This window comes from Natronorubrum halalkaliphilum, from assembly GCF_009834785.1.
GTDB classification, from domain to species: domain Archaea; phylum Halobacteriota; class Halobacteria; order Halobacteriales; family Natrialbaceae; genus Natronorubrum; species Natronorubrum halalkaliphilum.
Genome location: NZ_WUYX01000053.1, coordinates 22,870 through 45,710 on the forward strand (window position 1 = coordinate 22,870; position 22,841 = coordinate 45,710).

25 protein-coding genes and 1 tRNA gene are annotated in these 22,841 nt (G+C 61.9%); 12 read left to right on the forward strand and 14 right to left on the reverse strand.

Going from position 1 to position 22,841, the window contains the following annotated elements; translation table 11 throughout:
- Nucleotides 1-31: 31 nt before the first annotated feature.
- Together GS429_RS15725 and GS429_RS15730 are read right to left on the reverse strand one after the other, a co-directional pair.
- Nucleotides 32-1,153 (reverse strand): CPBP family intramembrane glutamic endopeptidase, encoded by a 1,122-nt coding sequence (locus GS429_RS15725; protein WP_160066297.1) that lies wholly within the window; start codon nucleotides 1,151-1,153, stop codon nucleotides 32-34.
- 103 nt (nucleotides 1,154-1,256) lie between these two features.
- Entirely contained in the window at nucleotides 1,257-2,558 is a 1,302-nt protein-coding gene (locus GS429_RS15730; protein ID WP_160066298.1) for a glucose-6-phosphate isomerase, read from the reverse strand.
- 156 nt (nucleotides 2,559-2,714) lie between these two features.
- On the opposite strand from GS429_RS15730, the gene GS429_RS15735 reads away from it, so the two are divergent.
- Both GS429_RS15735 and GS429_RS15740 read left to right on the forward strand, forming a co-directional pair.
- Complete coding sequence (locus GS429_RS15735) at nucleotides 2,715-3,167, forward strand: response regulator (RefSeq protein WP_160066299.1); 453 nt, start codon at nucleotides 2,715-2,717, stop codon at nucleotides 3,165-3,167.
- Between the two features lie 115 nt (nucleotides 3,168-3,282).
- Nucleotides 3,283-3,756, forward strand: a complete 474-nt coding sequence (locus tag GS429_RS15740) for a DUF5812 family protein (protein WP_160066300.1) — start codon at nucleotides 3,283-3,285, stop codon at nucleotides 3,754-3,756.
- Between the two features lie 72 nt (nucleotides 3,757-3,828).
- On the opposite strand, the gene GS429_RS15745 is transcribed toward GS429_RS15740, so the two are convergent.
- Nucleotides 3,829-4,203, reverse strand: coding sequence for a DUF7968 family protein (locus tag GS429_RS15745; protein WP_201294037.1), 375 nt, complete (start codon nucleotides 4,201-4,203; stop codon nucleotides 3,829-3,831).
- A gap of 117 nt (nucleotides 4,204-4,320) precedes the next feature.
- Here GS429_RS15745 and secF point away from each other — a divergent pair, with 117 nt between their 5' ends.
- Entirely contained in the window at nucleotides 4,321-5,205 is an 885-nt protein-coding gene (gene secF / locus GS429_RS15750) for a protein translocase subunit SecF (protein WP_160066301.1), read from the forward strand.
- A complete protein-coding gene (locus GS429_RS15755) occupies nucleotides 5,205-6,830 on the forward strand; it encodes a preprotein translocase subunit SecD (RefSeq protein ID WP_160066302.1) in 1,626 nt (541 codons plus the stop codon). Before secF ends, GS429_RS15755 begins: the two co-directional genes overlap by 1 nt.
- A gap of 67 nt (nucleotides 6,831-6,897) precedes the next feature.
- On the opposite strand, the gene GS429_RS22700 is transcribed toward GS429_RS15755, so the two are convergent.
- The 3 genes from GS429_RS22700 to rnhB form a co-directional block, all read right to left on the reverse strand.
- Nucleotides 6,898-7,005: a DUF7563 family protein gene (locus tag GS429_RS22700; RefSeq protein ID WP_425438203.1), complete on the reverse strand. Its 108-nt coding sequence runs from the start codon at nucleotides 7,003-7,005 to the stop codon at nucleotides 6,898-6,900.
- Between the two features lie 102 nt (nucleotides 7,006-7,107).
- Complete coding sequence (locus GS429_RS15760; protein WP_328821432.1) at nucleotides 7,108-8,121, reverse strand: sodium:calcium antiporter; 1,014 nt, start codon at nucleotides 8,119-8,121, stop codon at nucleotides 7,108-7,110.
- Nucleotides 8,122-8,184: 63 nt separating this feature from the next.
- Complete coding sequence (gene rnhB, locus GS429_RS15765; protein WP_160066303.1) at nucleotides 8,185-8,880, reverse strand: ribonuclease HII; 696 nt, start codon at nucleotides 8,878-8,880, stop codon at nucleotides 8,185-8,187.
- Between the two features lie 238 nt (nucleotides 8,881-9,118).
- Between rnhB and GS429_RS15770 the strand changes: the two genes are divergently transcribed.
- The gene (locus GS429_RS15770; RefSeq protein ID WP_328821433.1) at nucleotides 9,119-11,242 is read left to right on the forward strand and encodes a S9 family peptidase; all 2,124 of its coding nucleotides are present in this window, start codon (nucleotides 9,119-9,121) and stop codon (nucleotides 11,240-11,242) included.
- Between the two features lie 60 nt (nucleotides 11,243-11,302).
- Here the strand turns inward: GS429_RS15770 and GS429_RS15775 are convergent, their stop codons facing one another.
- Entirely contained in the window at nucleotides 11,303-12,661 is a 1,359-nt protein-coding gene (locus tag GS429_RS15775) for a tRNA pseudouridine(54/55) synthase Pus10 (RefSeq protein ID WP_160066304.1), read from the reverse strand.
- Nucleotides 12,662-12,864: 203 nt separating this feature from the next.
- Between GS429_RS15775 and GS429_RS15780 the strand changes: the two genes are divergently transcribed.
- The 3 genes from GS429_RS15780 to GS429_RS15790 all read left to right on the forward strand — a co-directional run bounded on the left by GS429_RS15780 (nucleotide 12,865) and on the right by GS429_RS15790 (nucleotide 14,692).
- Nucleotides 12,865-13,971, forward strand: coding sequence for a S1C family serine protease (locus tag GS429_RS15780; protein WP_160066305.1), 1,107 nt, complete (start codon nucleotides 12,865-12,867; stop codon nucleotides 13,969-13,971).
- 330 nt (nucleotides 13,972-14,301) lie between these two features.
- A complete protein-coding gene (locus GS429_RS15785; protein WP_160066306.1) occupies nucleotides 14,302-14,493 on the forward strand; it encodes a DUF7511 domain-containing protein in 192 nt (63 codons plus the stop codon).
- Nucleotides 14,494-14,503: 10 nt separating this feature from the next.
- Nucleotides 14,504-14,692 (forward strand): DUF8028 family protein, encoded by a 189-nt coding sequence (locus GS429_RS15790; protein WP_160066491.1) that lies wholly within the window; start codon nucleotides 14,504-14,506, stop codon nucleotides 14,690-14,692.
- Nucleotides 14,693-14,853: 161 nt separating this feature from the next.
- On the opposite strand, the gene GS429_RS21955 is transcribed toward GS429_RS15790, so the two are convergent.
- A complete protein-coding gene (locus GS429_RS21955; protein WP_201294038.1) occupies nucleotides 14,854-15,027 on the reverse strand; it encodes an HVO_A0556 family zinc finger protein in 174 nt (57 codons plus the stop codon).
- A gap of 205 nt (nucleotides 15,028-15,232) precedes the next feature.
- Here GS429_RS21955 and trmY point away from each other — a divergent pair, with 205 nt between their 5' ends.
- Nucleotides 15,233-15,829, forward strand: coding sequence for a tRNA (pseudouridine(54)-N(1))-methyltransferase TrmY (trmY, locus tag GS429_RS15795; RefSeq protein WP_160066307.1), 597 nt, complete (start codon nucleotides 15,233-15,235; stop codon nucleotides 15,827-15,829).
- A 93-nt stretch (nucleotides 15,830-15,922) separates the two neighbouring features.
- Nucleotides 15,923-15,995 (forward strand) — tRNA-Pro (locus GS429_RS15800).
- A 373-nt stretch (nucleotides 15,996-16,368) separates the two neighbouring features.
- Here the strand turns inward: GS429_RS15800 and GS429_RS15805 are convergent.
- The gene (locus GS429_RS15805) at nucleotides 16,369-16,899 is read right to left on the reverse strand and encodes a hypothetical protein (protein WP_160066308.1); all 531 of its coding nucleotides are present in this window, start codon (nucleotides 16,897-16,899) and stop codon (nucleotides 16,369-16,371) included.
- A 459-nt stretch (nucleotides 16,900-17,358) separates the two neighbouring features.
- On the opposite strand from GS429_RS15805, the gene GS429_RS15810 reads away from it, so the two are divergent.
- Nucleotides 17,359-18,489, forward strand: coding sequence for a type I restriction enzyme HsdR N-terminal domain-containing protein (locus GS429_RS15810; protein WP_235920832.1), 1,131 nt, complete (start codon nucleotides 17,359-17,361; stop codon nucleotides 18,487-18,489).
- 238 nt (nucleotides 18,490-18,727) lie between these two features.
- Here the strand turns inward: GS429_RS15810 and GS429_RS15815 are convergent, their stop codons facing one another.
- Nucleotides 18,728-19,450: a TRM11 family methyltransferase gene (locus tag GS429_RS15815; protein ID WP_235920833.1), complete on the reverse strand. Its 723-nt coding sequence runs from the start codon at nucleotides 19,448-19,450 to the stop codon at nucleotides 18,728-18,730.
- Between the two features lie 370 nt (nucleotides 19,451-19,820).
- Between GS429_RS15815 and GS429_RS15820 the strand changes: the two genes are divergently transcribed.
- Complete coding sequence (locus GS429_RS15820; protein ID WP_160066310.1) at nucleotides 19,821-20,483, forward strand: hypothetical protein; 663 nt, start codon at nucleotides 19,821-19,823, stop codon at nucleotides 20,481-20,483.
- 278 nt (nucleotides 20,484-20,761) lie between these two features.
- On the opposite strand, the gene GS429_RS15825 is transcribed toward GS429_RS15820, so the two are convergent.
- Genes GS429_RS15825 through GS429_RS15840 form a run of 4 tightly spaced genes read right to left on the reverse strand, consistent with a single transcriptional unit; the run spans nucleotide 20,762 to nucleotide 22,824 of the window.
- The gene (locus GS429_RS15825; RefSeq protein WP_160066311.1) at nucleotides 20,762-21,688 is read right to left on the reverse strand and encodes a DNA adenine methylase; all 927 of its coding nucleotides are present in this window, start codon (nucleotides 21,686-21,688) and stop codon (nucleotides 20,762-20,764) included.
- A 25-nt stretch (nucleotides 21,689-21,713) separates the two neighbouring features.
- The gene (locus GS429_RS15830) at nucleotides 21,714-22,064 is read right to left on the reverse strand and encodes a hypothetical protein (protein WP_160066312.1); all 351 of its coding nucleotides are present in this window, start codon (nucleotides 22,062-22,064) and stop codon (nucleotides 21,714-21,716) included.
- Nucleotides 22,061-22,393 (reverse strand): hypothetical protein, encoded by a 333-nt coding sequence (locus GS429_RS15835; RefSeq protein ID WP_160066313.1) that lies wholly within the window; start codon nucleotides 22,391-22,393, stop codon nucleotides 22,061-22,063. Before GS429_RS15835 ends, GS429_RS15830 begins: the two co-directional genes overlap by 4 nt.
- A complete protein-coding gene (locus GS429_RS15840; RefSeq protein ID WP_160066314.1) occupies nucleotides 22,390-22,824 on the reverse strand; it encodes a hypothetical protein in 435 nt (144 codons plus the stop codon). The genes GS429_RS15835 and GS429_RS15840 overlap by 4 nt, the downstream gene beginning before the upstream one ends.
- Nucleotides 22,825-22,841 lie beyond the last annotated feature (17 nt).

The following is a 22,841-nucleotide window of genomic DNA, read 5'->3' on the forward strand; positions in this document are numbered from 1 at the left end:
TCGGAGACGTACTCGAGTCCGTAGGGCGGTTTCAGAGTAACGTGAGAAATATCGCCGCATTGTAACAGCCGTGGACGAGCGCCGGGACGAGCAGGTTGTCCGTGCGTTCGTAGATCGTTCCGAGTATCAACGAGAGCACGAACAGCAGCGAGAGGCTCGCGAGGATCTGATCCGCGCCCGCGGTCGCGTACGCCGAGATGTGAACGGCCGTGAACACGACGCTCGCGACGACGACCGCCCCGTACCGAGAGAACGTTCCGTACAGTGTTTTCTGAATGACGTTTCGGTACAGCAGTTCCTCGAACGGACCGACGAACAACACCATCGCCGGAATGATGACGAGCAACAGATCGGGGTTTTCGGCCGCTTGCTGTGTCGTCGTGTGTTCGGAGCCCTCGATGCCGAAAACGGTCATGAGCGCCGACACACCGAGGTTCGCCGCGAGTATCAGGATCAGCCCGCCGACGATCCAGCCGACCGTTCGAAGCGTCGGCCGCTCGAGGTCGATAAACGATACGTCGTGGTCGCGAAGGGCCAGATATCCGGCCGTAACGGCGCCGAGTCCGACGGCGAACGACACGTATTCGATGATCGTCCACTGGAAGTCGGTCGGCTCGCCCGCGACGAGAAACACCGGCAGTGCGACGAAGAGACTCGCGACCGAGATGGCAAACAGCCCGATCCCGGCCAACAGCAGCATCTCGGTCGAACGGGCGAGTCGGTGTTTCAGTCCGCGACCCGAGACGCCGGCGTAATCGGCGATCCCGACGCCGACGCCGCCCGACGCCACGAAAAACGCCACGAACAGCAGCGATACCGACCACTCGAGACCCGGCACGACGACCGATCCCAGGACGCCCTGGGTGATCGCGTATCCCGAGAGGACGACGACGAGGAAACTCGCGCCGGCGGCGACCGGACCGGCGAGTCGGCGCTCGAGGACGTCGTGGCGGCGTCCGAGGAAGACACCGGTCGCGACGAGCGCGGCGGCCGCGCCGATCCAGAGTCCGGGATCGTCGGCCCCGTGGCGAACGGGAACCAGCAGTGCGGCGACGGTGACGGCCGAGAGAACGGTACCGACGGTCGGAACGGCGGCAGAAGAGAACGAGTCGCCGTCGTCCCGACCGTCGGCGGCCCGTGCGGTGTCGCTCATCTGTATATGTGGGTGTTCGTGTGCGGGGTCATAGGCGAACCGGAACCGAGCGGTCGAATCGGTCGCGCTCGAGTGGATCCCCATCCCCGAACTCGTCGATCCGCTATCGCTCGACCCGAAGCTCCGTCTTCTCGGCGACGGCCTCGGCTTCCGCGAACTCGCCGCCGCCGAGCAGCCCGCGCGTCGCCTTCTTCGCCCACTCCACGGCGGGCTGTTCGAACGTGTTGACGCCGTACAGTTCGCCCGCGAGCACGCAGGCCGCCTCCATTGCGTACAACAGCCCGCCCAGTTCGTACTCGTCGACGCGCTCGAGTTCGAGACGGACGTTCGGCCGGCCCGCCGCGGCGAGGCTGGCTTCGGTCGCCTCGAACTCCGCCTCGAGCAGGCTCCCGAGCGACGCGTCGCCGAGATACGCGAGATCCTCGACGTCGGTAGTCGGAATCGGTCGGTCGTCGGTTTCGCCCGGCGAGACGAAGGTGACGAGTTTGTCCCGGGGCCCTGCTCGGTAGAGCTGGAGCTGGGAGTGTTGGTCGGTGACGCCGAGTGCGCGCGCCGGGGTCTGTCCGAGGTCGTCCTTGCCCAAACTTTCGGCCCACAGCTGGGCGAACCACTCGGCGAAGGTCTCGAGCGATTCGGCGTAGGGCAACATCGCGTTGATTCCGGCCCCGCGCTGGTCCAGCGCGTAGGCCGTCGCTCCGTAGGCGTAGGCGGGACAGTCGAACAGCGAGCCCGCAAGGGTCTCGCGCTCGGCGGCCGCGCCCTCGAGCAGCGCCTCGATGTCGTGGCCACAGAGTTCGGCGGCGACCAGTCCGACCGCCGAAAGGGCCGAAAAGCGCCCGGGGACGCCGTCGGGAACCGAAAGCGACGGCAGGTCGTGGCGCTCCGAGAGGTCACGAAGGGGGCTGGACTCGCCGGTCGTCACGATCGTTCGCTCGGTCCAGTCGACGCCCGCCTCCTCGAAGGCCTCGCGAACGACGAGGAAGTTCGCTAGCGTCTCCGCCGTCGTCCCCGAGCGCGAGACCACGTTGATCGCGGTCTCCTCGAGGGACAGTCGCTCGAGTTGGCTCGAGACCCACTCGGGATCGACGTTGTCGAGGTAAACTGCCTCGGTGTCGCTCTCGTCGGCGAGCGCGTCGGTGATCGTCGCCGCGCCGAGTGCGCTGCCGCCGATGCCGACCGTGATCAGGGCCTCGGCGTCGGCGACGGGCTCGACGGCCGATCGAACCGCGTCGGGGTCCGTTCGTTCCGGCAGATTCAACGCTTCGTAGCCGTGTTCTTCGTTCGCCATCCCGCGTTCGATGCGCTCGTGGGCCACCGCGACCTGCTCGTCCAGTCGCTCGAGTGAGTCCCTCGAGAGCCCGGGCGACGCGACGGACGCGAGTGCGTTACCGATATCGACGTTCATACGCGAGACGGCGTCCCCCGGGGAGAAAGGCGTTGTGAGATGGAAATCGACGGCCCGTCCAATTCGTCTCTCGACGGCCGCCGATTGTCACCACGACACACCACCATGTGTGTAGGGGCTAGCCTTACGCGCTTGTCTGTACTAACCACTGATACAATGACCAGTCACACGCCGACCGAGCCGGTTGAAATACTACTCGTCGAAGACAATCCCGGGGACGTTCGTTTGACCCAGGAGGCGTTCAAATCGGTCGATAGCGAGATCGAATTCCACACCGTTACCGACGGCAAGGAGGCGACCACGTTTTTCGACGTGTGCGAGACCGACACCTCGAGCGTCGATCCCGATCTGATCCTGCTCGATTTGAACTTGCCGCGGGTTGATGGGTTCAAAATACTGGAGATACTCGGCGAGGAACTCGACTATCCACCGCCACCGATCCTCGTCCTCTCGAGTTCGGAGACGGAAGCCGACATCGTCAAAAGCTACGAGCGGGCCGCAAACGCCTACCTCACGAAGCCGGACACCCCCGACGAGTTCGACACGTTAGCGCAAGCGATCGAGGATTTCTGGATCGATTCCGCGCGCCATCCGCCCGCACCGTCGTAACCGCGTGCTCTCGAGGCGTCTGGCGCTGGGCCGAGCGTGTCCGAAACGCCTCGTGTCCCACGGCACGCGACCGAAAGCCGAAACCCCGAAAACGGCCCTCCGCGTACCACGTCCCATGACCGAACAGACGGGCACGTTCGTCGTCACCCACGCCGAAGCCGACTCGGCCATCGTCCGAGACGTCGAGACCGCACAGGTACACACCCTCGCATCGAACCCCGGTGTCGAGGTCCACGACGTCCTCGAGGCCACCGTCGCACCCGATCCGCCGCTCGAGGTCACCTGGCAGGTCGTCGAAATCGACGACAGACGGTCGATCGAACTGGTCGACAGCGACCTCGAGCCGACTCAGCACTCGAAGGAACTGGCAGCCGACGCCGACGTCGGCGACCTGCTCCAGGAGGAACGAGCCGGGACCGGCGAGATTCACGTCTTCCGCGTGCCCGTAGACGAAGTCGAAACCGCAGCACAGGACGTTCTCGAGGACGAAGAGACGATCGCTCGAGCGGCGCGACTCGAGGCGGTCCGCGTGGAAGTGCGCCGCGCTCCCGACGACGGCGTGTTGAGCGTTCGGTACCTCCCCGACTGACCCGGTAACGTCGCCGGGTTCGGCGGTCGAAGCGGGCAGATTTCGGGGCCGTCCAGCGCATCCCTGACCCGCTCAAGCCCGATTGGGGCCACCCTCGCTCTGGACCCGCCAGCTTCCCTCGAGGCCGCAGGCCTCCCGAACGTCGTAGCTGATCTCGGTCTCTTCGTCGATCAGGGAGCCCCCATCGACCCGTTCGACCCGCAGCGGGACGTCCAGGGTGTTGCCACAGCAGCCGACACCGACGAACTCCTCCCAGACGTCCCCCGAACGGGCCCGCTCACGAGTCTTCCGAAGGAAGGCGCGAAACGACCGCTTCTCGACCTGAAACCGACCCCAGTCCGAGAGGTCGGCCGGGTAGGAAACGACGACCCGATCGGCGGGCTGGTGTTCTGGCGAACTGGTCGGTTCTACAACACGTCCGGGATTTTGACCTGATTCAGGCGTCATAACGGATGAAACGGGCTCGAGCGGCTTCAGACCATCGTCGCTGGAGTAACGTTCTCGCGGAAATATGCTGCAGAAATTGAGAAGGCTTACTTCGGCCGACCCCCAGTGGTCGCGTATATGGGGTATTTCGACGTACCGGAGATCAATTATACCCGGTACAGCAACCGCCAACTCGCGGCGGTGCCGCTTGCAGTTCTCGCGGTTGCATTGCTCGTCCTCACCGGCTCGTTTCTCGTCACCGGAACGCCGGTTCAGTTGGGGATGGACTTCGCTGGCGGATCGGAGCTGACCGTTCAGACGACGTCCTCCGAAGACGAGATCGCGAACGCGTTCGACGAGGAACCCGAGTCGGTCCAGGCGGTCACCGCGCCTGACACGGAGAACCAGTACATCGTCCAGTTCACGTCGACCGATCTCTCGGCGCTGAGCGAACAGGCCGAAACCAACCTCGAACAGGACGGCGATAACGATATCGTCCAGCTCGAGTCGACGGTATCCGAAAGCTTCGGTGCACAGACCCAGCAGACGGCGCTGCTCGGGATCGCCGCAGCGTTCCTGGGAATGAGCGTGCTCGCGTTCTTGCTCTTTCGGACGTTCGTGCCGTCGATCGCGATCGTGGTCTCGGCGTTTTCGGATATCGTGATCCCGCTCGCGTTCATGGCGGTCGCCGGCATCTCGCTCTCGCTGGGGACCGTCGCCGCCCTGCTGATGTTGATCGGATACTCGGTCGACTCCGACATCCTGTTGAACAACCACATCCTGCGTCGGCAGGGTGACTTCTACGAGAGCACCACTCGTGCGATGGAGACCGGTGTGACGATGACGGTCACGTCGATGTCGGCGATGCTCGTGATGGGCGTCACCGCGTGGCTGTTCGGCGTCGAGTTGCTGGCGTCGATCGGGATCATCCTCTTCGTCGGTCTCGCGGCTGACCTGATGAACACCTACATGTTGAACCTGAGTCTGCTTCGCTGGTACAAGTTCCACGGGGTGAGATCCTAATGGGGCCGATCAGTTTCGTCAAGGAGTACTGGCGGATCCTCCTGCTAGTCGGCTTCGTGAGCGGGGCCCTCCTCGCCCTGTTCATCCCTGGCGGCATCATGGCCGACGATAGCCTCGTCGAGGACGAAAGCGTCGACGACAACCCGACGAACCTCGAGTACGGGCTCGGACTCGACGGCGGGACGCGGATTAGCGCCCCGGTCATCGGGATGACCGCCGAAGACATCGACGCTGGGGCCGTCGACGATGAAGACGGCACCGTCGATCGCGAACGGCTCACCGAGATCGAGAACACGTTGTATGACGAACTCGACCTCGATACGGGGAACGCAAGTGTCAGCGTCGACGACGACGGCAACGTCCACGCTGAAGTGTTCACCCACGAGGTAACCGAAGAGGAGTTCGCCGCCGCGCTCGCGGAAGCCGACGTCGAAGTGGACCCTGACGATATCCGCGACGGCGTGTCGGCACAGACTCGGGACCAGATCGTCGAGACGATCCAGTCACAGATCAACGCGGCCGGTCTCTCCGGCGGTGACGCCTACGAGTCGGCGAGACTCGGCGGCGACTACTACATCGTCACCGAAGTGCCGGATATGGATCCCGACGAACTCCGTGAACTCCTCTCCGAACGGGGGGTCGTCGAGGTGAGAGCCTACCACCCGGACGGCAACGGCTCGCACACGAACGAGACGGTGTTAGAAGGCGAGGATATCGTGCAGGTTGATCCGCCGGAGCCGGCCGAGAGAGGGACGGGCTACAGCGTGCCGGTTCAGGTCGACAGTAACGCCGCGCCTCACTTCCAGGAGCGGATGAACGAACTCGGCTTTACCAGCGAAGGGATCGGACAGTGTTCGCTCCGGGGTGACGGCGAGACGATCAACTTCGATCACGCGGACACCGACGAGCAGTACTGTCTGCTCACCGTCGTCGACGGAGAGGTCGTCGACGCCCACTCGATGGGTGACCTCGCCGACGGAATGAGCGCCGGCACCTGGGCGAACGACCCCTCGTTCGTGATGGGGGCCCAGAGCCAACAGCAGGCCCAGACGCTCTCGGTGAACCTGCAGGCCGGCGCGCTGCCGGCACCGCTTGACTTCGGCCAGGAACAGACGCTCTCGCTGTCGCCGGCACTCGCCGATCAGTTCAAGCTCTATTCGCTGATCATCGGCACCCTGTCGGTGCTGACCGTCAGCGGAATGGTGTTCCTGCGTTACCGTGACGTCCGGGTCGCCGCACCGATGGTCGTCACCGCGATGGCGGAGGTGTTGATCCTGCTCGGCTTCGCGGCGCTGATACGCATGCCGCTGGATCTCTCCCACGTTGCCGGCTTCATCGCCGTCGTCGGGACGGGGGTGGACGACCTCATCATCATCGCCGACGAGGTGATGGACGACGGCGAAGTGAACTCACAGAAGGTGTTCGAATCCCGCTTCCGCAAGGCGTTCTGGATCATCGGAGCCGCCGCGGCGACGACGATCATCGCCATGTCGCCGCTGGCCGTGTTGAGCCTCGGGGACCTTCGCGGGTTCGCGATCATCACCATCCTCGGCGTGCTGATCGGGGTGCTCATCACCCGACCGGCCTACGGGGATATCCTCCAGCGGCTGCTGACGGACAAGTAGAAGAGCGTTCGAACGCTGCGGTTTCGAGTTCGCTTTCTGATCGATCCTCGTTTTCGTTGTTGCGTCGTTACCGGCCGTCTCGACAGCGCGGACACCAGTCGACGGTACCGTCGTCACCGTACGCACGCGCGAAATCGAGGGAGACAGGGGTGTCGCAGTTCGTACAGATCGGCATCGGAACAGCACCTCTAGGGGTGCCGCGGATAAGAGCAGCGAGCCTGATACTGCAACTCGGGGTCCGCCTCGAGCCGCTCGGGTGCCCCCATCCGCCGGCGAGTCACGTCGGCACGACGCTCGACAGCCCGACGCTCTCGAGGACGAGCCAGACCACGAACAGGCCGTACAGTCCGAGCAGCGTCCAGGCTTCCCGTTCTGACAGCAGCATATCGGTCCGGACGATGGTGAAGAACACGATCGTCGCGAGAATGAGAAAACCCATCATCGGGACGATGTGAGCGAACGTGATCGCCAGGGTACCGGCGACCAACACGCCCACCGGCACCGCGACGAGCAGATCGAAGACGTTGCTCCCCAGCACGTTCGCGAGGCTGACCGACGGCCGGCCGGCTCGGGCAGCGGTGACACTGACGAACGCGTCGGGGATACTCGAGCCCGCGGCGACGACGGTCATTCCCCAGAGGAACGCGGGCGTCCCGAACGCATCTCCGAGTCCGAGTGCGGCCTGGACGAGCCCCTCGACGCCGACGATGATGACGACCAGTCCGAGGCCGAACCAGAGCCACGCCCGGCCGAGGTTAACATCGACGTCACCCGCAACCGCGTGGTCGGCGGCGTCGAGGTACTGCGTGAACACGTAGAGCCCATACAGCACCAGCGGAAACAGCGCGAGCGGCCGCGTGATGTCTCCCTGCAGCCCCGGCCCCTCGATCGGGTTGTAGATCACCGCGAGCGAGAACGTCAACAGGAGCGACGCGACCGCGAGCATGTAGAACAGCGCCTCCTTGTAGACGAGATCCTTACCCGTCGACATGCCGCTGTCGTCGGCCGCGAGCACCGCCACGGCGGGGACGACCAGCAGGTTGAACACGGCCGAGCCGACGATCGCGCCGACGCCGAGTTCGAACTCGCCGTAACGAAGCGTCGAGACGAGGACGCTCACCAGCTCCGGCATACTCGAGCCCGCGGCGGCGATGAGCGCCCCCTGTACGACCGGCGGGACGCCGTAGCCGGCCGCGAGACTGTTGGCGGACGTCTCGAGCCACGTGCTGCCCTTCCAGACGACGCCCGTGGCGACGGCAGCGAGCGCGAGGAGCGCGACGACGTCAAACACGAGTCGTTCGTGTGTCGACCGGATGAATAAAACGCCCGATGGACGGCGGGGGACGGATTCGCGTCAGAACTGCTCGAGTCCGGTCTGTTCGGCCTCGGCTAACGCAGTCTCGCAGGTCGACCACGATTCGCGGGCAAACGGCGGGAGAGCACCGTGTTCCGCGACGTAGGACTCGAGGAACGCCCGCGTGTTCGGATCGCTTGGGTAGCCGCTGCCGATCGGGCCGTACTCCTCGGCGATGTCCGCGACGTGGGCGTCGCGCTCGACCTTGGCGACGATGCTGGCCGCGCCGACGAGTTGCGAGTCGTCGTCGGCTCCGTGGCGGGCCTCGAGATCGAGACGTTCTTTCCTGTCCTCGAGGCCAGAGGCGGCCGAACAGGCCTCGCTAACCCGACGGGCGAACCGATCCGCGTCGGTGTCGCAGGCGTCACAGAGTCCCGAAATCGAGCCGGTCTCGAGCGCCTCGGGCTCGAGGTCTTCGAGCGCCCCCTCGATCGCTTCGGCGTGGGCGGCGACGGCCAGGGAGTTCATGTCCGTCTCCGGGTCGTCGATCCGCGCCGTCGTGATCTCGGCGAGGCCGACGCGGATCCGATCGTCCCGGCGGAGCGTCGACGCGAGTTCCTCGCGGCGGTCGGGTGTGAGTCGCTTCGAGTCCGCGATGCCGTCGGGGAGGACCGCTGGCTCTTCGCAGTAGACGGCCGCGGCGAACATCGATCCGAACGCCGGCCCCTTTCCCGCTTCGTCGACGCCGAATGGCATACGACGATAGCTCGCCGGACAGTGAAATAACGGTTGTGATACTGTCGGACAGAAGTCAATACGAAGTCGCGGCCGCCGACATCGGAGACGGCCCCAGTAGAGCGACCGATCGTCACGTCGTTCTGTTCGACAGTATGACTCTCGAATCGATGACTCCCCCGCCGATCCGATACCGTTCTCGGCTCCACCAGTGGCTATTTCCACAATATATAATACAATCGGTTAACACGAATACGTCGTGACTGAACGGACCGACATTCCACTGGATGCCTTCTACGATCTCACGCAACTCACCGACCTCGCGGTGTCTCCCGACGGGGAGCGAGTCGCGTTCACTGCAACCGAGTACGATCAATCGGCCGACGAGGCCGTCGCCTCGCTGTTCGTCGTCCCCGCCGACGGCTCCCGCCAGCCCCACCGGCTGACGACCGTCGCGGGCGCGTCGAGTCCGGCCTGGAGCCCGTCGGGCGACGAACTCGCGTTTCTCGCCGCGCGCGAAACCGACGTCGAGCGTCGGGTGGGATGGCAGGACCGCGACGACGAAGCGACCGGCGAGAGCGACGAGGAGTCGTCGGCGGAGACCGATGCGGACGACACGGACGACGCGGAGGGGAGCGACGACGCCGGCGGCGACGAGCCGAAACAGCAGCTCTGGGTGTTCGACCTCGAGCGCGGCGGCGACGCGCGACAGGTGACCGACCGCGAGGAGGGCGTCGCGGAGTTCGATTGGTCGCCCGACGGCGACCGGTTCGTCGTCGCTTCTCGCGATCCGACCGACGACCAGCGCGAGCAACTCGACCAGCGACGCGAGGGCGGCCCGATCGAGACAACGCGACTCCAACACAAACTCGACGGCGTCGGCTGGACGGACGACGTGACGACCTACCTGTTCGTCGTCGACCGCGACGCCGGGGAGATGCGGCGACTCGACGACGCCTACGGCGGCGGTGCCTTTCAGGACCTGTCCGGGATGGAGCCCCACTGGGGTCCGACCGGCCGAATCGCGTTTACCGCCTGCCGAACCGACCGGCCCGACGATACGCTCGTCCGCGACCTCTACACCATCGATCCCGACGGCGAGCACCTGGAACGCCTCACCGACGGCGGACGCGGCTGTTCGAATCCGCGCTGGCGATCGGACGGCAGTCTCGCCTTCATCGATCAGGATCCGGACCACCGGTACCGACCGGCGAACGTGTACCTACACGACGGGGAGGCAGACCGGTCGCTGACCGACTCGCTCGATCGGACGATCGCCCGACAGGGAGAACTCAACTGGATCAACGACGCCGTCTACACGCTCATCGCCGACGAGTCCCGAACGCGGCTCGTGCGTGCGGACGACGAGGGCACCGTCGAGCGGCTCTTCGAGGCCCAAGGCGACGGCCGCGCGATCGCCGCGTTCGACGTCTCGAGCGACGGGTCGACCGCCGCGGTGGTGTTCTCGGACCCCGAGGAGGGAATCGACGTCTACACGGTCGCCGTCGACGACCTCACCGCCGACGAAGAGCCGGAATCGCTCCGGCGGCTCTCGCGGGTGAACGACGCGTTGCTCGAGGAGTATCCGATGCCGACCGCCCGCCGGGTCGAGTGGGAGTCCGACGGCTGGGCGATAGACGGCGTGGTCTACCACGACCCCGAGATCGATCTCGAGGCCGACGGGCCACACCCGTTCGTGGTCGCGATCCACGGCGGGCCGCTGTCGTACGACGAACCGGAGTTCCGGTTCGACCACGCGGCGCTGACGAGTCGCGGCTACGCGGTCTTTCGGCCGAACTACCGCGGCGGGACCTCCCGCGGGGAGGCGTTCGCGAAAGAACTGCACGGCCGCTGGGGAACCGTCGAAGCCGCGGATATCGCCGCCGGCGTCGAAGCGCTTGTCGGCCGCGGCTGGGCGGATCCCGACCGCATCTTCGGGCACGGCTTCTCCTACGGCGGCATTGCACAGGGGTATCTCGTCACGCAGACGGATCTGTTTGCGGCCGCGGCACCCGAACACGGCATCTACGACCTGCGGTCGGCGTTCGGCACCGACGACACCCACGCGATGATGGAATCCGAATTTGGACTTCCGTGGGAACACCCCGACCGCTACGACGAATCCTCGTCCATCGTCGATGCCGACGCGATCGACACACCGCTGCTGGTGATGGCCGGCGGTCAGGACTGGCGCTGTCCGCCCTCCCAGTCCGAGCAGCTCTACGTCGCGGCACGAAAACAGGACGTCGACGCGAAACTCGTCGTCTACCCCGACGAACACCACAACATCGGCGACCCCGATCGGGCGATTCACCGCCTCGAGGAACTGCTCGAGTGGTACGAGACCCACGATCCCGACGGCGAACCGCAGGCGACCGAGTAACGCGAACGGCCGAAGCGGATTGAACCGACGCGGCGTTCGCGCTCGATGCTATCGGCCGATTCAGGCCGCCGTTTCTTCGCGCGGCTCGTCGAGGAAGTACTCTTCGAGTTCGAACGGCTCGTTTTCGCCTTCGACGCCGGTCACGTCCAGGGCCGTCACCTCGGCGTCGATCTCGAGTAACCCGGCCAGACTCGGCACCGTCCGCCCGTCGTCGCTGCTGATGAGTTCCTTGACGTAGAGCCCGCCCTCACCGTGGATCCGCACTTCGGCCCGGGTCGGCTCGAACAGTTCGCCGTCGATATCGTAGACGGTCCGTTCGCGCGTGAGCGCGGCTCTGCGGTGGTCGACGCGCTGTGGCGTGTCCTGATCGACGGTCGTCCCCGCGAGTTCCTCGAGCGCCGCCTCGAAGTCGGCTTCCTCGACGGGGTCGGCGAACTCGACGTCGGCGCGGTACTGCTTGCTCGCGTCGTGTTCCTTGACGCGCTCGACCATCTCGTATGTCGCCAGCCGCAGTCCCTCGACCTCGACGGCTCCCGCCGCAGCCTCGTTGATCTCGCGCTCGAGGGCTGCGGGATCCGGATCGCGCGTGTTCGGTCGCTTCACCTCGAGGACGAACGGCCGCCCTTCCTCGAGCATTCGGGCGTCGACGTCTTCGCGACCCGCGCCGTGGAAGGTGCCCTCCTCGCCGTCCATCGCCTCGACGACGTGGGGACGGACGACCTGTTCGACGCTCGTATCGTACATGTACCCCGATCCGCCGCAGTAGTCACAGGGCTCTTCGCCCTCGTCGCCGAGTTGGATCCCGCTGCCGCCACACTCTCGGCACGGCCACTCGGTCTGGGGAATGTCCCGCTCGAGTTTGCGGTACCGACCGTAGACGAACGCCGGATTGACCTGCACGTCGACCGCGTGGCTCGTGACGGAGTCCGACTCGAGGTCCTCGAGGGGGTCGAACCCCTCGAGATCGATGACGGCGAGGACGTCCGGTCGATCGAAGTCGACTTCGGTCTCCGTCTTCGCGCCGACGCGACGCCCCACCTCGCGGTTGCTCTCCTGTTTGAGGAACTCGCCGACGTCCGGCTCGAGGCCGGCGTCCTCCCGGAAGAGCCGTTCGTTTTCCTCGACCAGCGGCGGGACGCGAGTCCCGACCTGATAGGTGGCGAACTCGACGTCTGCGAGCGCGTCGACGATCGTCTCGGCGATCGCATCGAAAGTTCCGCAGTAGCCCTCACAGACCCAGCAGGTTTCGGGGTCGACGGGGGCGAAGTCCTCGTCATCGGCCATCGCGACGGTCGTGCGCAGCGCCCGACCGCGCTCGGCGTTGGTCAGTCCGAAGCTCCGCTCGGCGAACGGGCGTCCGAGACAGGAGTCACAGACGGCTCCCGTCTCGAGTAGCTCGCGGGCGTCTTCCGTGATCATATCACGAGAATCGGGCGGCCGCGGGTAACACGTTTTCCCTTCGGGCGGACGGCTGACCGGGTTGAAAACGCAGCCATACTCTTCCGATTAATCGTCACGCCCGCGGACATCGCGCATCGTACACGGTCCATCGTAGATCCTAGATCGAACCGCGACATATCACATTCCGGAGATTCAAATGGGTAGGATCCTATCCCCAGCACATGAACGACTCCCGACCGGATCGGCGCGGCTTTCTGGCGCTCGCCGGTGCCGGACTCGTCGGTGCCGTCGCCGGCTGTTCCGAGCCCCGAGTCGACAACTCGATGGAGGGCACTTCCTCGCGAACGATCGACCGGGACAACGTCGCCGACGGATCGACCTTTACGGACGTCTACGAGTCCGTTATCGACTCGGTAACGCAGGTGCAGGTCCACGGCGTCGACGACCCGATCACCGGCGAGGAGGGGCGCGGACAGGGATCGGGCTTCGTGTTCGACGAGACTCACGTCGTTACGAACGAACACGTCGTCGCCGGCGGCGATAGCGTCGACCTGCAGTACATCAACGGCGACTGGACGAGCACCCGCGTCGTCGGTATCGATCGCTACAGCGACCTGGCCGTCCTCGAAGTCGATCACGTTCCCGACGGAGCGACGCCGCTGTCGCTCGCCGACGAACGCCCCGTCGTCGGTCAGGAGGTACTCGCGATCGGCAACCCATACGGCCTCGAGGGATCGATGACGAAGGGGATCGTCAGCGGGGTCGATCGAACGCTCGATGCGCCGAACCGGAACTTCTCGTTCTCGAACGTGATCCAGACCGACGCCGCGGTCAACCCTGGCAACAGCGGCGGCCCGCTCGTCAACTTGGACGGCGAAGTCATCGGCGTCATCAACGCCGGCGGCGGCGAGAACATCGGCTTTGCGATCTCCGGAGCGCTCACGAGTCGAATCGTTCCGACGCTCATCGACGCCGGCGAGTACGACCATCCCTTCATGGGAATCGGCCTCGCGACCGTCGATCGACACATCGCCGAGGCCAACAACCTCCCCGAAGCCACTGGGATTATTGTGACCGACGTCATCGACGGCGAACCCGCAGACGGCGTCCTCGAACCGGCGACGATTCAGGGCGGGAGTGATCCGGTCCCCGCCGGCGGTGACGTCATCTTCGCCATCGACGGCGAACCGATCCCCGACCGCCACGCGCTCTCGACGTATCTCGACCTCGAGACCAGTCCGGGCGATACGATCGAGATGGATCTCTGGCGAAACGGCGTGGAGACCACGGCGTCGCTGACCCTCGGTGTGCGACCGCCTGCGCAGTAGTCCAACGGCCCAGAACCGAACGACGCGACGACGTCGAACTCTCTTATCGATTTCCTAACGCCCGCGTTCCGAGCGAGGAGACGTACTGCGATCGCTCGAGACCGGACGAAATAGTCGCGTACATCGATAGCTCCGAAGACGGGTGTTTGAGCGACGCTCGTAGTGTGCTCGTACACGTTAGCACTGATTTCGGTCTCGATGGAGTGAATGCACGATCCGCAACGAGACGGATCGGACGCTATCGGCACTGTGAAACCGGTTAGCGACTCGATAACAATAGGTGATTTGCTGATAGGCATAGACGGAGCGATTCCCCATCGCCTGTCACAGATGAATACGGACGCCGACAGCCATTCCCCCACCGACGAACCGACGACCGACCTCGACCACGTCACCGTCGAGAACGAGGACGCTCCCAACGAGTGTGCGATCTTTCCGCGGGAGGCGAGCGAGGACGAACTGATGACCAACTGGATCACCGCCCACGACGAGTCGTTCGTCTCGCTGGATACGATGCGATAATGCCATGATGATGCACCTAGAGCAGTCCGTCACCGCTGCCGGCTTCTGGCTCGGCACGCTGTTGCCGGTCGCGTACTTCCCCGTCTTCCTCTTGGGCATCGACTCCGCCGGGATGTTATCGATCTTCCTCGGACTCCTCGCCATTCACGTCCTCGCGCTCGTCATCGGCCACGACTACTCCGGTTCCCGCACGCGATGACCCGATCGGTCGGATCCGACCGCCGAAAGAACACCGGTGGCTCGACGCTGGCGTGGGGAGCTACAGAGTCGCTGTTTTCGCGTTCGGGATTCGGTAAACGACTGGAGCGATAACCGGTGACAAAAACGCGGGATAGTTACCGTTCGGCACCCGCTCTCGTCTCACCACAACTGGGCGTGAGGCGTGTCGCAACTGTCACAGACCACCGCCTGATTGTCCTTGTAGACGTCCCGCTCGAGTTCGCCATCGGGACAGTACGAACACGACCGTCCCTCGAGGAGCGCGAGTAACTGCCGATCTCCGCCGCTCGTCTGCGACGACTGTGATTTCGCCATATAGGTATACCATACCCGAGATACCGGAAACGGTTGGCCATGCCTATGCAATGTCAACTCCTCGAATAGTGGATCCAAACTGCGATAGCAAAGACGGTGTCACAGCGACTGGAGCCCCGCAATTTCGTTGTACGCCAACCCTAGACAGGCCACGGTACCGCCGACAAACCGTCGCGGCTATCCCGCCGGTCCCCTTTCCCCCGGTATGCGCCAGTTCGTACTCATCGGTCACGACGTTCCGCTCGAGCCCGAGTTCTCGCTCGACGACCTCGCGGGCGGTGCCGGTCGGCTCGACGCGCTGTGTCGATCGATTACCGCGTCGTTCGTCACCTCCCACGGGATCCGCGAGGACGTCCGCACCCACCTCGTCGTCCAGGACGAACTCACGATCACGTTCGACGGCAGCGAACTCCGTCGGCTCAACCCCGACGAACGGAGTACCGCCGCCCTCGTTCGAACGGCTCTGGAGCACCGCGACGAAGCCATCGGTGCGCTCCCCGCAGAGCCAAGCCCCGGCATCGAACTGTATCGACGCGGGTTCGAGGCAACGCTCGAGGACGTCGCGGACGACGGGACGGTGGTGCAGTTGCACGAAGCGGGTGACGCGGTGACCGAGGTCGGAACGCTCGAGAACCCTGTCTTCGTCCTCTCCGACCACCGGGACTTTACCGACGAGGAGGAGCGACTTCTCGAGGAAGCCGTCGACCAGCAGCTCCGACTCGGGCCCGAACTGTTACACGCCGACCAGGCGATTACCGTCGCCCATCACTATCTGGATACGGACGGATACGAGCAGTTTTGAAGCGGTCTGGAGATGGCGAAAATCGCTATCAAGCGCCCCGGTGATGGGCTGTTTCGGAACCGTTAAACAATCCGACGCACATAGTAGGATTGCGGGCCGGTGGGGTAGCTTGGTATCCTTCGGCCTTCGGGTGGCCGTAACCGCAGTTCGAATCTGCGCCGGCCCACTTTACCTCACACCGCTTTTGGATACGAGTCAAAACGCCGTAAGGCTAGGGGTTCCGGTGCTCTTGCAGCGAGTTGGGAGGCAAGAGTCGACTTGCAGCGCAGTCGCACCCCGACGCCTTCGCGTGGTTCTGGTTGATTGGAGAACGCTCCCGCGGCGGTATCCTGTTCGTGCTTCGAGTGGGGCGATTTCGTTCAACACGTGGAGTGGGACACACTTTCAAAAATTCCCGGGTTGGGGATATCACCCTTTTAGACACAACGTTTTTCTGAGTACCCCAGAGAGAGAGAGAGAGATTTCGTCTACGTTCGGGTTGCTTTCCCCACGGAGGCCGTTCTTCACGAATCAGTCGGATCCTGCGTAATCTGCTGGTTTCACCAATCACCTACCTCGTGTTCGTCTCGATACCGTTGATAGTAGGCCTTCTCGACGGTTCGAAGGTCGAAGTCGTCGGGGTTCCGGTTGTGGAGTTCCTCCAGTATCTTCGGGTAGTCGGTGACACGCATACCTCGATCCTCCCCAAAGAACTCGTGAACGATATACCGGTCACCGATAGCGTAATTCTTCGGGTCGTTGAATCGAAGGATGACCGTGGCTGTCGCCCCGCCAATCCCCGGAATCGACTTTAGCGTCTTCAACTGGAGTGCCGGATCCTTGACGAGAAACGCAGCCTCGCTGACGCGTCGAATAAACTCGTCTGGGACGGTGTTCACCTTCTCGATATTCAGATCCCGGCGTCCCTTCTGACCGTTCAGTTTCCACTGAACCACGTCTTCGAGTTGATCTTGGGTGATGTAGCCCTGCTTAGGAAGAGCATCATTGAGTCGGTCTTCAATTTCTCGAAGGTCGTCGTCGTAGACCTCGTCGTAGCGGTCACTCCATCGTCGGATCTCGTTGGCGTCCATACACCACGCTCACACAGTGGCATTATAGACCTCCTGATACAGCCTCAATGACACGTCTCTAACTATCTTGTATGGCCGACCGTCCCGACGATGACGCGAGTTCAGCTGAGATTGCTCGTTGAATGGAAGAGGGTTTCTGGGAATCCGTCACGGAAGGTATCGAGGGGCGGACAGGGATGTTATCGTTGACGAGTGAGACCGGTAGGATAGGTAGTAGCCGTTATAAGGCCAATTGAGGGCAGTTTTTGGGATGTTACTCCACAACCGATACCGAGATACACCGAACCGAACTCCCTATCTCACAGTGGAAGTGGGTAGACTCGGTGCTTACTGGTTGTGGTAACCGATTTTATAGATGGATTGAAGTAGGGGGCGTGCAGACTTTCTGATATTATGAACGGTGGGGCGGTTAGAGACTATGTCGACCAATCGCAGACCCTATTGGAGACCTCACCACAGATGGACGAGGAGAACACGAAGGTCAAACTTGTCCAGCCGTTCATCGACCTATTGGGATGGGACTTCTATTCGACAGATGTCCAACTCGAATACACCGTCCAGATGGGAACGCAATCTTCGAGGGTTGATTACGCGTTGATGGTCGGTGATACACCTGTCGTGTTTATTGAAGCGAAACCAGCACGAAGCGATCTCAGTGAATCCGATATTCGACAACTCCAGAGTTATATGCGACAGGAGTTGTCCGTCGATTGGGGCGTCCTTACTAACGGGAGGGTCTTCGAAATCCTCAGCGTCAACGGTGACGACAGACGCGACGGAGAAACCTCGATTGCTACGTTCGACTTGGACGAGGTAGGTGAGAACCCTGAGATATTGGAAATTCTTACCAAAGACGCGATCCAGTCCGGTCGGGCTGACGAAATAGCGCGACAACTCACGGAGACAAACCGAGCAATCCGTCGGTTGACTGACCGGGAGGAACCTATTGCTGAACGACTCACCGACATACTACGGGACGAGCTAGGTGAAACCCCGCTTGACCTCGAAGAGCAGAGTTTGGACTTTGTCCACGCCCTTCGTAGTACCCTTCGAGACCGACGCGAGTTTATTGGTAAGTCGACAGACAAAGAACCCGATACGATAGAAAGTGAACAAATAGATAACGATAGCCGGAGCGAAGAAGCAGATATTGAAGCAATCAAAGATAGTGTGGTTGGGGAAATTGGACGGCAGGATATTGAAGGAGAAGACGACGCTCAGGTTGCCGTCTTTCCGACCCGTGAATCAGGTATTCCTTTTTTACTCGAAAACAACGCTTGGGGGTTCGTTCGTATCGGTCGTGACTTCAACTATGTGGCGATGTACGTTACTGGGGATGTCCGAGAGGTACGCTACTTTGCTACCGTGAAGGATGTGGTTGATCCAGACGAGCCAGACCTCGTCCGGGAACCGTCCGAGTACGTTGACCGGGCCAAGGTTGGTGAAAATAAAAAAGTAGTCCGGTTTGAAGAGGGCAGTCTCTACCGCCTCGAAGATCCGATTCCCTACGAGTCGAAGTATCCACAGGGACACCGCTACACAACACTCGGGGAATTCCGTACAGCCGAAACCACGGATAACATACTGTAGAGCAGAATCACCCGTGGATTCCTCGGCTACGCATAACCCGGTACGGATCCTCGGGGAGGAGACTGGCGTGCGGAGAGTGGTTCAGTTGATCAGACGTGGGTCAAGTGGACGACGAACACCCCGTAGTCTCACTCGCCATCGTACCAATCGGTCAAAAACTCAATTTGAACAACGTCAACTATCCAAGCTTCTGCTACTCGGCTGCTGCGAACAATGATGATTTCCGCATTCTTGAGTATTAGCCGAAGACAGTTCGCCGCCGATCCACCGTGAGGAACATCGGTTGATAACTCGGCCCCCTTCGGTACCTATGACACGCTTCGCGATACCAGTCCTCCGCATATCCCAACGCCGGCCCGTGATCATTCCAGCCACACTCTATGAACACCCCTCCGGGCCGCACCAACCGCATCAATAACCGCCGAGCTGGCCCGCGCTGGGTGTCGTGCATCGAATAGTGCTCCTTGGCCTGTGACTGGTCAAATGGCGGGTCAAACACAACGCTGTCGAACGACTCCTCCTCGAAGTGCTCACCCAACTCTGTTACGTCCAGGTTTAGGTCGGCGTCCATCTCAGGATTGATGTCATTCCTGACGATTTCGGCGTCGTGTTCCAGTTCTGTTTTTCCAGCGCACGCGTTGAGTACTCGTCCCTCAATCCATTCTTCAACTACGTCTCTCACCATCTTCGTCGAGAAAGTCCACGGCCCAATATAGGTAGGCGAACCGTCAGGCTCCCGACCTCCGACATTGTGAACGTACAGAGGGTAGTTGACCTGTGGTTTCTCTTTGCCTGTTCTCGGTCGTTTCTCAGCGTTTGGGTCGCGGTAAACGGATGGTGCGGAACCTTCCCCTGGCTCTTTTTCGACGACGCCTAGGTCTACCATCGATTCCAACCGGCGATATATTGTTTGTCGGGCCGGTGGGTTTTCCATCTCGTCTCTGAGGCCCTCGATGGTCAAGGATTCTTGTCGTGTGAGATGGAATAAGACTGCGTACCAGATGCGGTCGCCAGTCGTCGCAGACGACATATTGTGTTACGATAATGTTACAGTATTTCAAATATACGATAGTAAAATCCACAATTGAACAAGTGAATAATTGGGTTGTGTAGACACCTCTCGACAGAGTCAATTCGTCTGTCCTCGTTGTCCTTGTAGCGCAATAGTAGGACATTTTCCCGTGCAAGTACTCTCCACGGGGTGATCAACGGCAAAACGCGGTGGTTTGTCTTGGTTTGGGGGAGTCCCGGACACTCACGGTTTGACGTGACCAGAAACCATCAAATATGAATCATACAAATACATATCATACTGTTATCTATTCAAGCATATGTCAGAATGGACGGGGATTCAATTCGAGACAAATACCCCGGAGGACGCACAGCGAGTCATCGATAATTATGCTATCGACGCGGTCGAACGGGTATCCTCACTGGACGCCTGTGAAGCGTTCACGTTCGCACCCGCCTGGAATCCCGAAACCGAAGATCGGAGTAAGGCGGCAATTGCGTTCAAAGGCGACTCTGACGCCATCATCCAACACGAACGGGATCGATGGAATTCGCTCGTCGAAGAGGGCGTAGCAACCAACTGGAACGAGATGATGTCGATGGACGAGGCCGAGATGGTAGGGGTAATGGGCGAGAAGGGCGCTGAATTATGGCCGCGTCTCGGGGGTATATCCGCTAAAATGGCGAAACTAGCGTACGAGGAGTTCGATGACCTTGAGACACTTCCCGGGGCAGTTGAAACATATCCGGAGGAGGATCGAGAAATTGGGCCTCTCGGATGGTGGAGCGTGCTTCATACTGTTACTGTCCAGCTGAACTATTCACTCGACGAAGAGATCGATGCGTATCTGTATGGGATCGAGCATACGTTGCGGAACCACGCGGAATATCAGGGCGAAGACGTTGTTAACGAACGAATAGACGAACTCATAGACGCGCTCGACGGGATGCGCGAGGAGGTAGTAGAAGGTAGACTTAGATGAAGATGGCCAGGGATCCGTTCTCGCTCGTGGGCTCGGATATGCTAATGTAGCATAACTGTACTCGACGTAGTGAAGCCGTGATCCCAGCGCGTAAACCCGGTCGGTGCGGATCTAGACCCGTATAACAAAAATTGAACCTGTAGTGGGATTCGCCGCCCAAGTCGCTCCGAGTAGCTCGTCATCCCACTCATCGTCTTTCTCCTGTTGGCGGAATCAAGCTGTCCAGGTGGGCTATGCGGCTGGAGAAATACGAAAAGGAAAGAAGGAGAAGTCGCAGATTAGTCGCCGGCAGCCCCTTCAAGCGATGACTGACTCGTAACCGTTACCGCGTGGGGGTCGAAATTCATCACCAACCGCTCCTTCACCTCATCCGTCTCTTGGTAGTTGACGACAGTACGAGTCGCGTCCTTCTCAGCGACAACCCAGTCATCCTCGTTGATGAGATCGATGAACGACGGGGGGAGATCGTCGTACGACACGACAACGCGTGCATCCAAGCCACGTACCGCTTCCGCGAACACCTCGTGACAGAAGTCCTCGGCACCGTAATCCGTCGAACGGTCGAAGTAAGGGGGGTCGCAGTACACGACGGCGTCCTCACAGTCGTACGCATCGATACACTCCCTGTAGTCCAGGCGCTCGATGCAGGCGTCTCTGAGCCGTTCAGCTGCAGCGTCAATCCGCTCGTCGATCTTGTTCTCCCACGTCCGCACCTTCCACGTGTTTGTGTGAACTGAAGGACGAGAGAAACCACCTGGTTCGAGGTCACCCGTGTACCCTTGCTCCAGCACGGCAAAGTACTCTCCAGCGCGCTGGATGGGATCGTCGGGACGTTCACCTTCGTCGAACCACCGCTCTTTGATTTCGTTGAAGTACTGGCGGCTGTATGGCGTTTCCTCCAGCCACTCGCGGAGTTCACTAGGACGGTCGCGAACTACTGTGAGGTAGTGCGTGATGTCTCCGTTGCGGTCGTTCAAGACTTCGCATTCGGCGGCGTTCTTGCGGAAGAACACGGATGCGCTCCCGCTGAACGGCTCTACGTATACTCTGTGCTTCGGCAAATGATCTACAATCCAACCGGCAATCTTGATCTTCGCTCCGGGGTACGCAATTGGGCTTTTCACCCGATGGCCCGCCGATGGAATCGAACCATCGCTCCCCAAGGGGAGGCGGCCAGCGCGAGCGAGAGGTTGTTTGAAAGTCATTTCTGTTCTGAGCTAGATCCGCCGGCTACCGCAACCCGTCAAGTTCCTCTCGTTCGAGACGCGACTCGGGGAAGCCGTACGTCTTGATTCCATACCGCTTCAGCGTGCCCTCCTCATAGTGCCCAAGGAGGGAGTCGATGTCCCAGGGGCCGAGTCGATCAAGGCTTTCGTCGAAGTACACCGCTTCGACGATGCGGTCATCAGCAGGGTACTCGGGGTTGTAGTAGTCGGCGCAGATGTCCGCGTCGTCCTCGGGCGTCTCCCAGACCGTGTACTCGCTCGCGGGCGTCTCGGTCGGGTTGACGACGATTAGCCAGTCCTCATCCTCCGACTCGAGGTCGACGACCAGGTCGCCCAAGTCGAACGAGCGGGTCACTGATCATCACCCACCTCCCTGGTGGACTCGTCGAACGATGGAACCCAATATGGCGTCTCGATCCCGCGGGTGTGCTCGTGCTCGTTGAGTCGGTGCAAGTCTTCGGCGATCAACTGCTCAATGTCGTCGCTGTGCTCGACCAACTCCACGCTGCCGCCGTCCTCGAGGACGTCAAACCGGCAACCGCAGTTGCATTCGTATCGTACTGCGATCTGGGTTGGATCCGGGAATTCTCCCTCGTAGATTGGCTTCTTCGCCTCACCTCGCCAATCGCACTCAGGGCACGGGTGTGTGACGATCCGCTCTCCTGGAGTGAGTCGGCGCGTCATCGGTCATCACCCCCGATTTCTCGGGCGTTGCGGAACACCGCGTCTCGCTTGCACTCGTCGAGCCGCCAGTGCGTCCGGCTTCGTCGGAGACCGTCTAGTTCGTGCTGGACACCGCGCTCGTCGTCTGGGGCTCGCAGAACCTGCACAGCCTGGTGTTCCTCGCCGCCGTGCGACGTGCAGTGGTAGTGGACGCGTGCTGCCCACGAGCTCAATTCGACTCGAAGGTGTGGTTGTACTGCGCTACCGCAGTCGTCGCAAGCCAGCTCTCGCGGCTTCAGCTCCCCATTAAGGGGTTCGTCGACTTCGATGGGGTATTCTCGATCCATTGCTGCTGACTGGGGCGACGTGGTTGGGGATGTGCCGCCACTGCCGCTCGCCCCGGGGGCGGCGTGGTGGGCTCCGTCGTGGGTCTTCTCAGGCGCATCGTGCATCTCCTAATTTGTCGTTG

Excerpts from the sequence above, each read along its gene's own strand:
- GS429_RS15725 (WP_160066297.1), bottom strand. The coding sequence starts at position 1,153 with ATGAGCGACACCGCACGGGCCGCCGACGGTCGGGACGACGGCGACTCG.
- GS429_RS15730 (WP_160066298.1), bottom strand. The coding sequence starts at position 2,558 with ATGAACGTCGATATCGGTAACGCACTCGCGTCCGTCGCGTCGCCCGGG.
- GS429_RS15735 (WP_160066299.1), top strand. The coding sequence starts at position 2,715 with ATGACCAGTCACACGCCGACCGAGCCGGTTGAAATACTACTCGTCGAA.
- GS429_RS15740 (WP_160066300.1), top strand. The coding sequence starts at position 3,283 with ATGACCGAACAGACGGGCACGTTCGTCGTCACCCACGCCGAAGCCGAC.
- GS429_RS15745 (WP_201294037.1), bottom strand. The coding sequence starts at position 4,203 with ATGACGCCTGAATCAGGTCAAAATCCCGGACGTGTTGTAGAACCGACC.
- secF (WP_160066301.1), top strand. The coding sequence starts at position 4,321 with ATGGGGTATTTCGACGTACCGGAGATCAATTATACCCGGTACAGCAAC.
- GS429_RS15755 (WP_160066302.1), top strand. The coding sequence starts at position 5,205 with ATGGGGCCGATCAGTTTCGTCAAGGAGTACTGGCGGATCCTCCTGCTA.
- GS429_RS22700 (WP_425438203.1), bottom strand. The coding sequence starts at position 7,005 with ATGCCGATCTGTACGAACTGCGACACCCCTGTCTCCCTCGATTTCGCG.
- rnhB (WP_160066303.1), bottom strand. The coding sequence starts at position 8,880 with ATGCCATTCGGCGTCGACGAAGCGGGAAAGGGGCCGGCGTTCGGATCG.
- GS429_RS15775 (WP_160066304.1), bottom strand. The coding sequence starts at position 12,661 with ATGATCACGGAAGACGCCCGCGAGCTACTCGAGACGGGAGCCGTCTGT.
- GS429_RS15780 (WP_160066305.1), top strand. The coding sequence starts at position 12,865 with ATGAACGACTCCCGACCGGATCGGCGCGGCTTTCTGGCGCTCGCCGGT.
- GS429_RS15785 (WP_160066306.1), top strand. The coding sequence starts at position 14,302 with ATGAATACGGACGCCGACAGCCATTCCCCCACCGACGAACCGACGACC.
- GS429_RS15790 (WP_160066491.1), top strand. The coding sequence starts at position 14,504 with ATGCACCTAGAGCAGTCCGTCACCGCTGCCGGCTTCTGGCTCGGCACG.
- GS429_RS21955 (WP_201294038.1), bottom strand. The coding sequence starts at position 15,027 with ATGGCGAAATCACAGTCGTCGCAGACGAGCGGCGGAGATCGGCAGTTA.
- trmY (WP_160066307.1), top strand. The coding sequence starts at position 15,233 with ATGCGCCAGTTCGTACTCATCGGTCACGACGTTCCGCTCGAGCCCGAG.
- GS429_RS15805 (WP_160066308.1), bottom strand. The coding sequence starts at position 16,899 with ATGGACGCCAACGAGATCCGACGATGGAGTGACCGCTACGACGAGGTC.
- GS429_RS15810 (WP_235920832.1), top strand. The coding sequence starts at position 17,359 with ATGGACGAGGAGAACACGAAGGTCAAACTTGTCCAGCCGTTCATCGAC.
- GS429_RS15820 (WP_160066310.1), top strand. The coding sequence starts at position 19,821 with ATGTCAGAATGGACGGGGATTCAATTCGAGACAAATACCCCGGAGGAC.
- GS429_RS15825 (WP_160066311.1), bottom strand. The coding sequence starts at position 21,688 with ATGACTTTCAAACAACCTCTCGCTCGCGCTGGCCGCCTCCCCTTGGGG.
- GS429_RS15835 (WP_160066313.1), bottom strand. The coding sequence starts at position 22,393 with ATGACGCGCCGACTCACTCCAGGAGAGCGGATCGTCACACACCCGTGC.
- GS429_RS15840 (WP_160066314.1), bottom strand. The coding sequence starts at position 22,824 with ATGCACGATGCGCCTGAGAAGACCCACGACGGAGCCCACCACGCCGCC.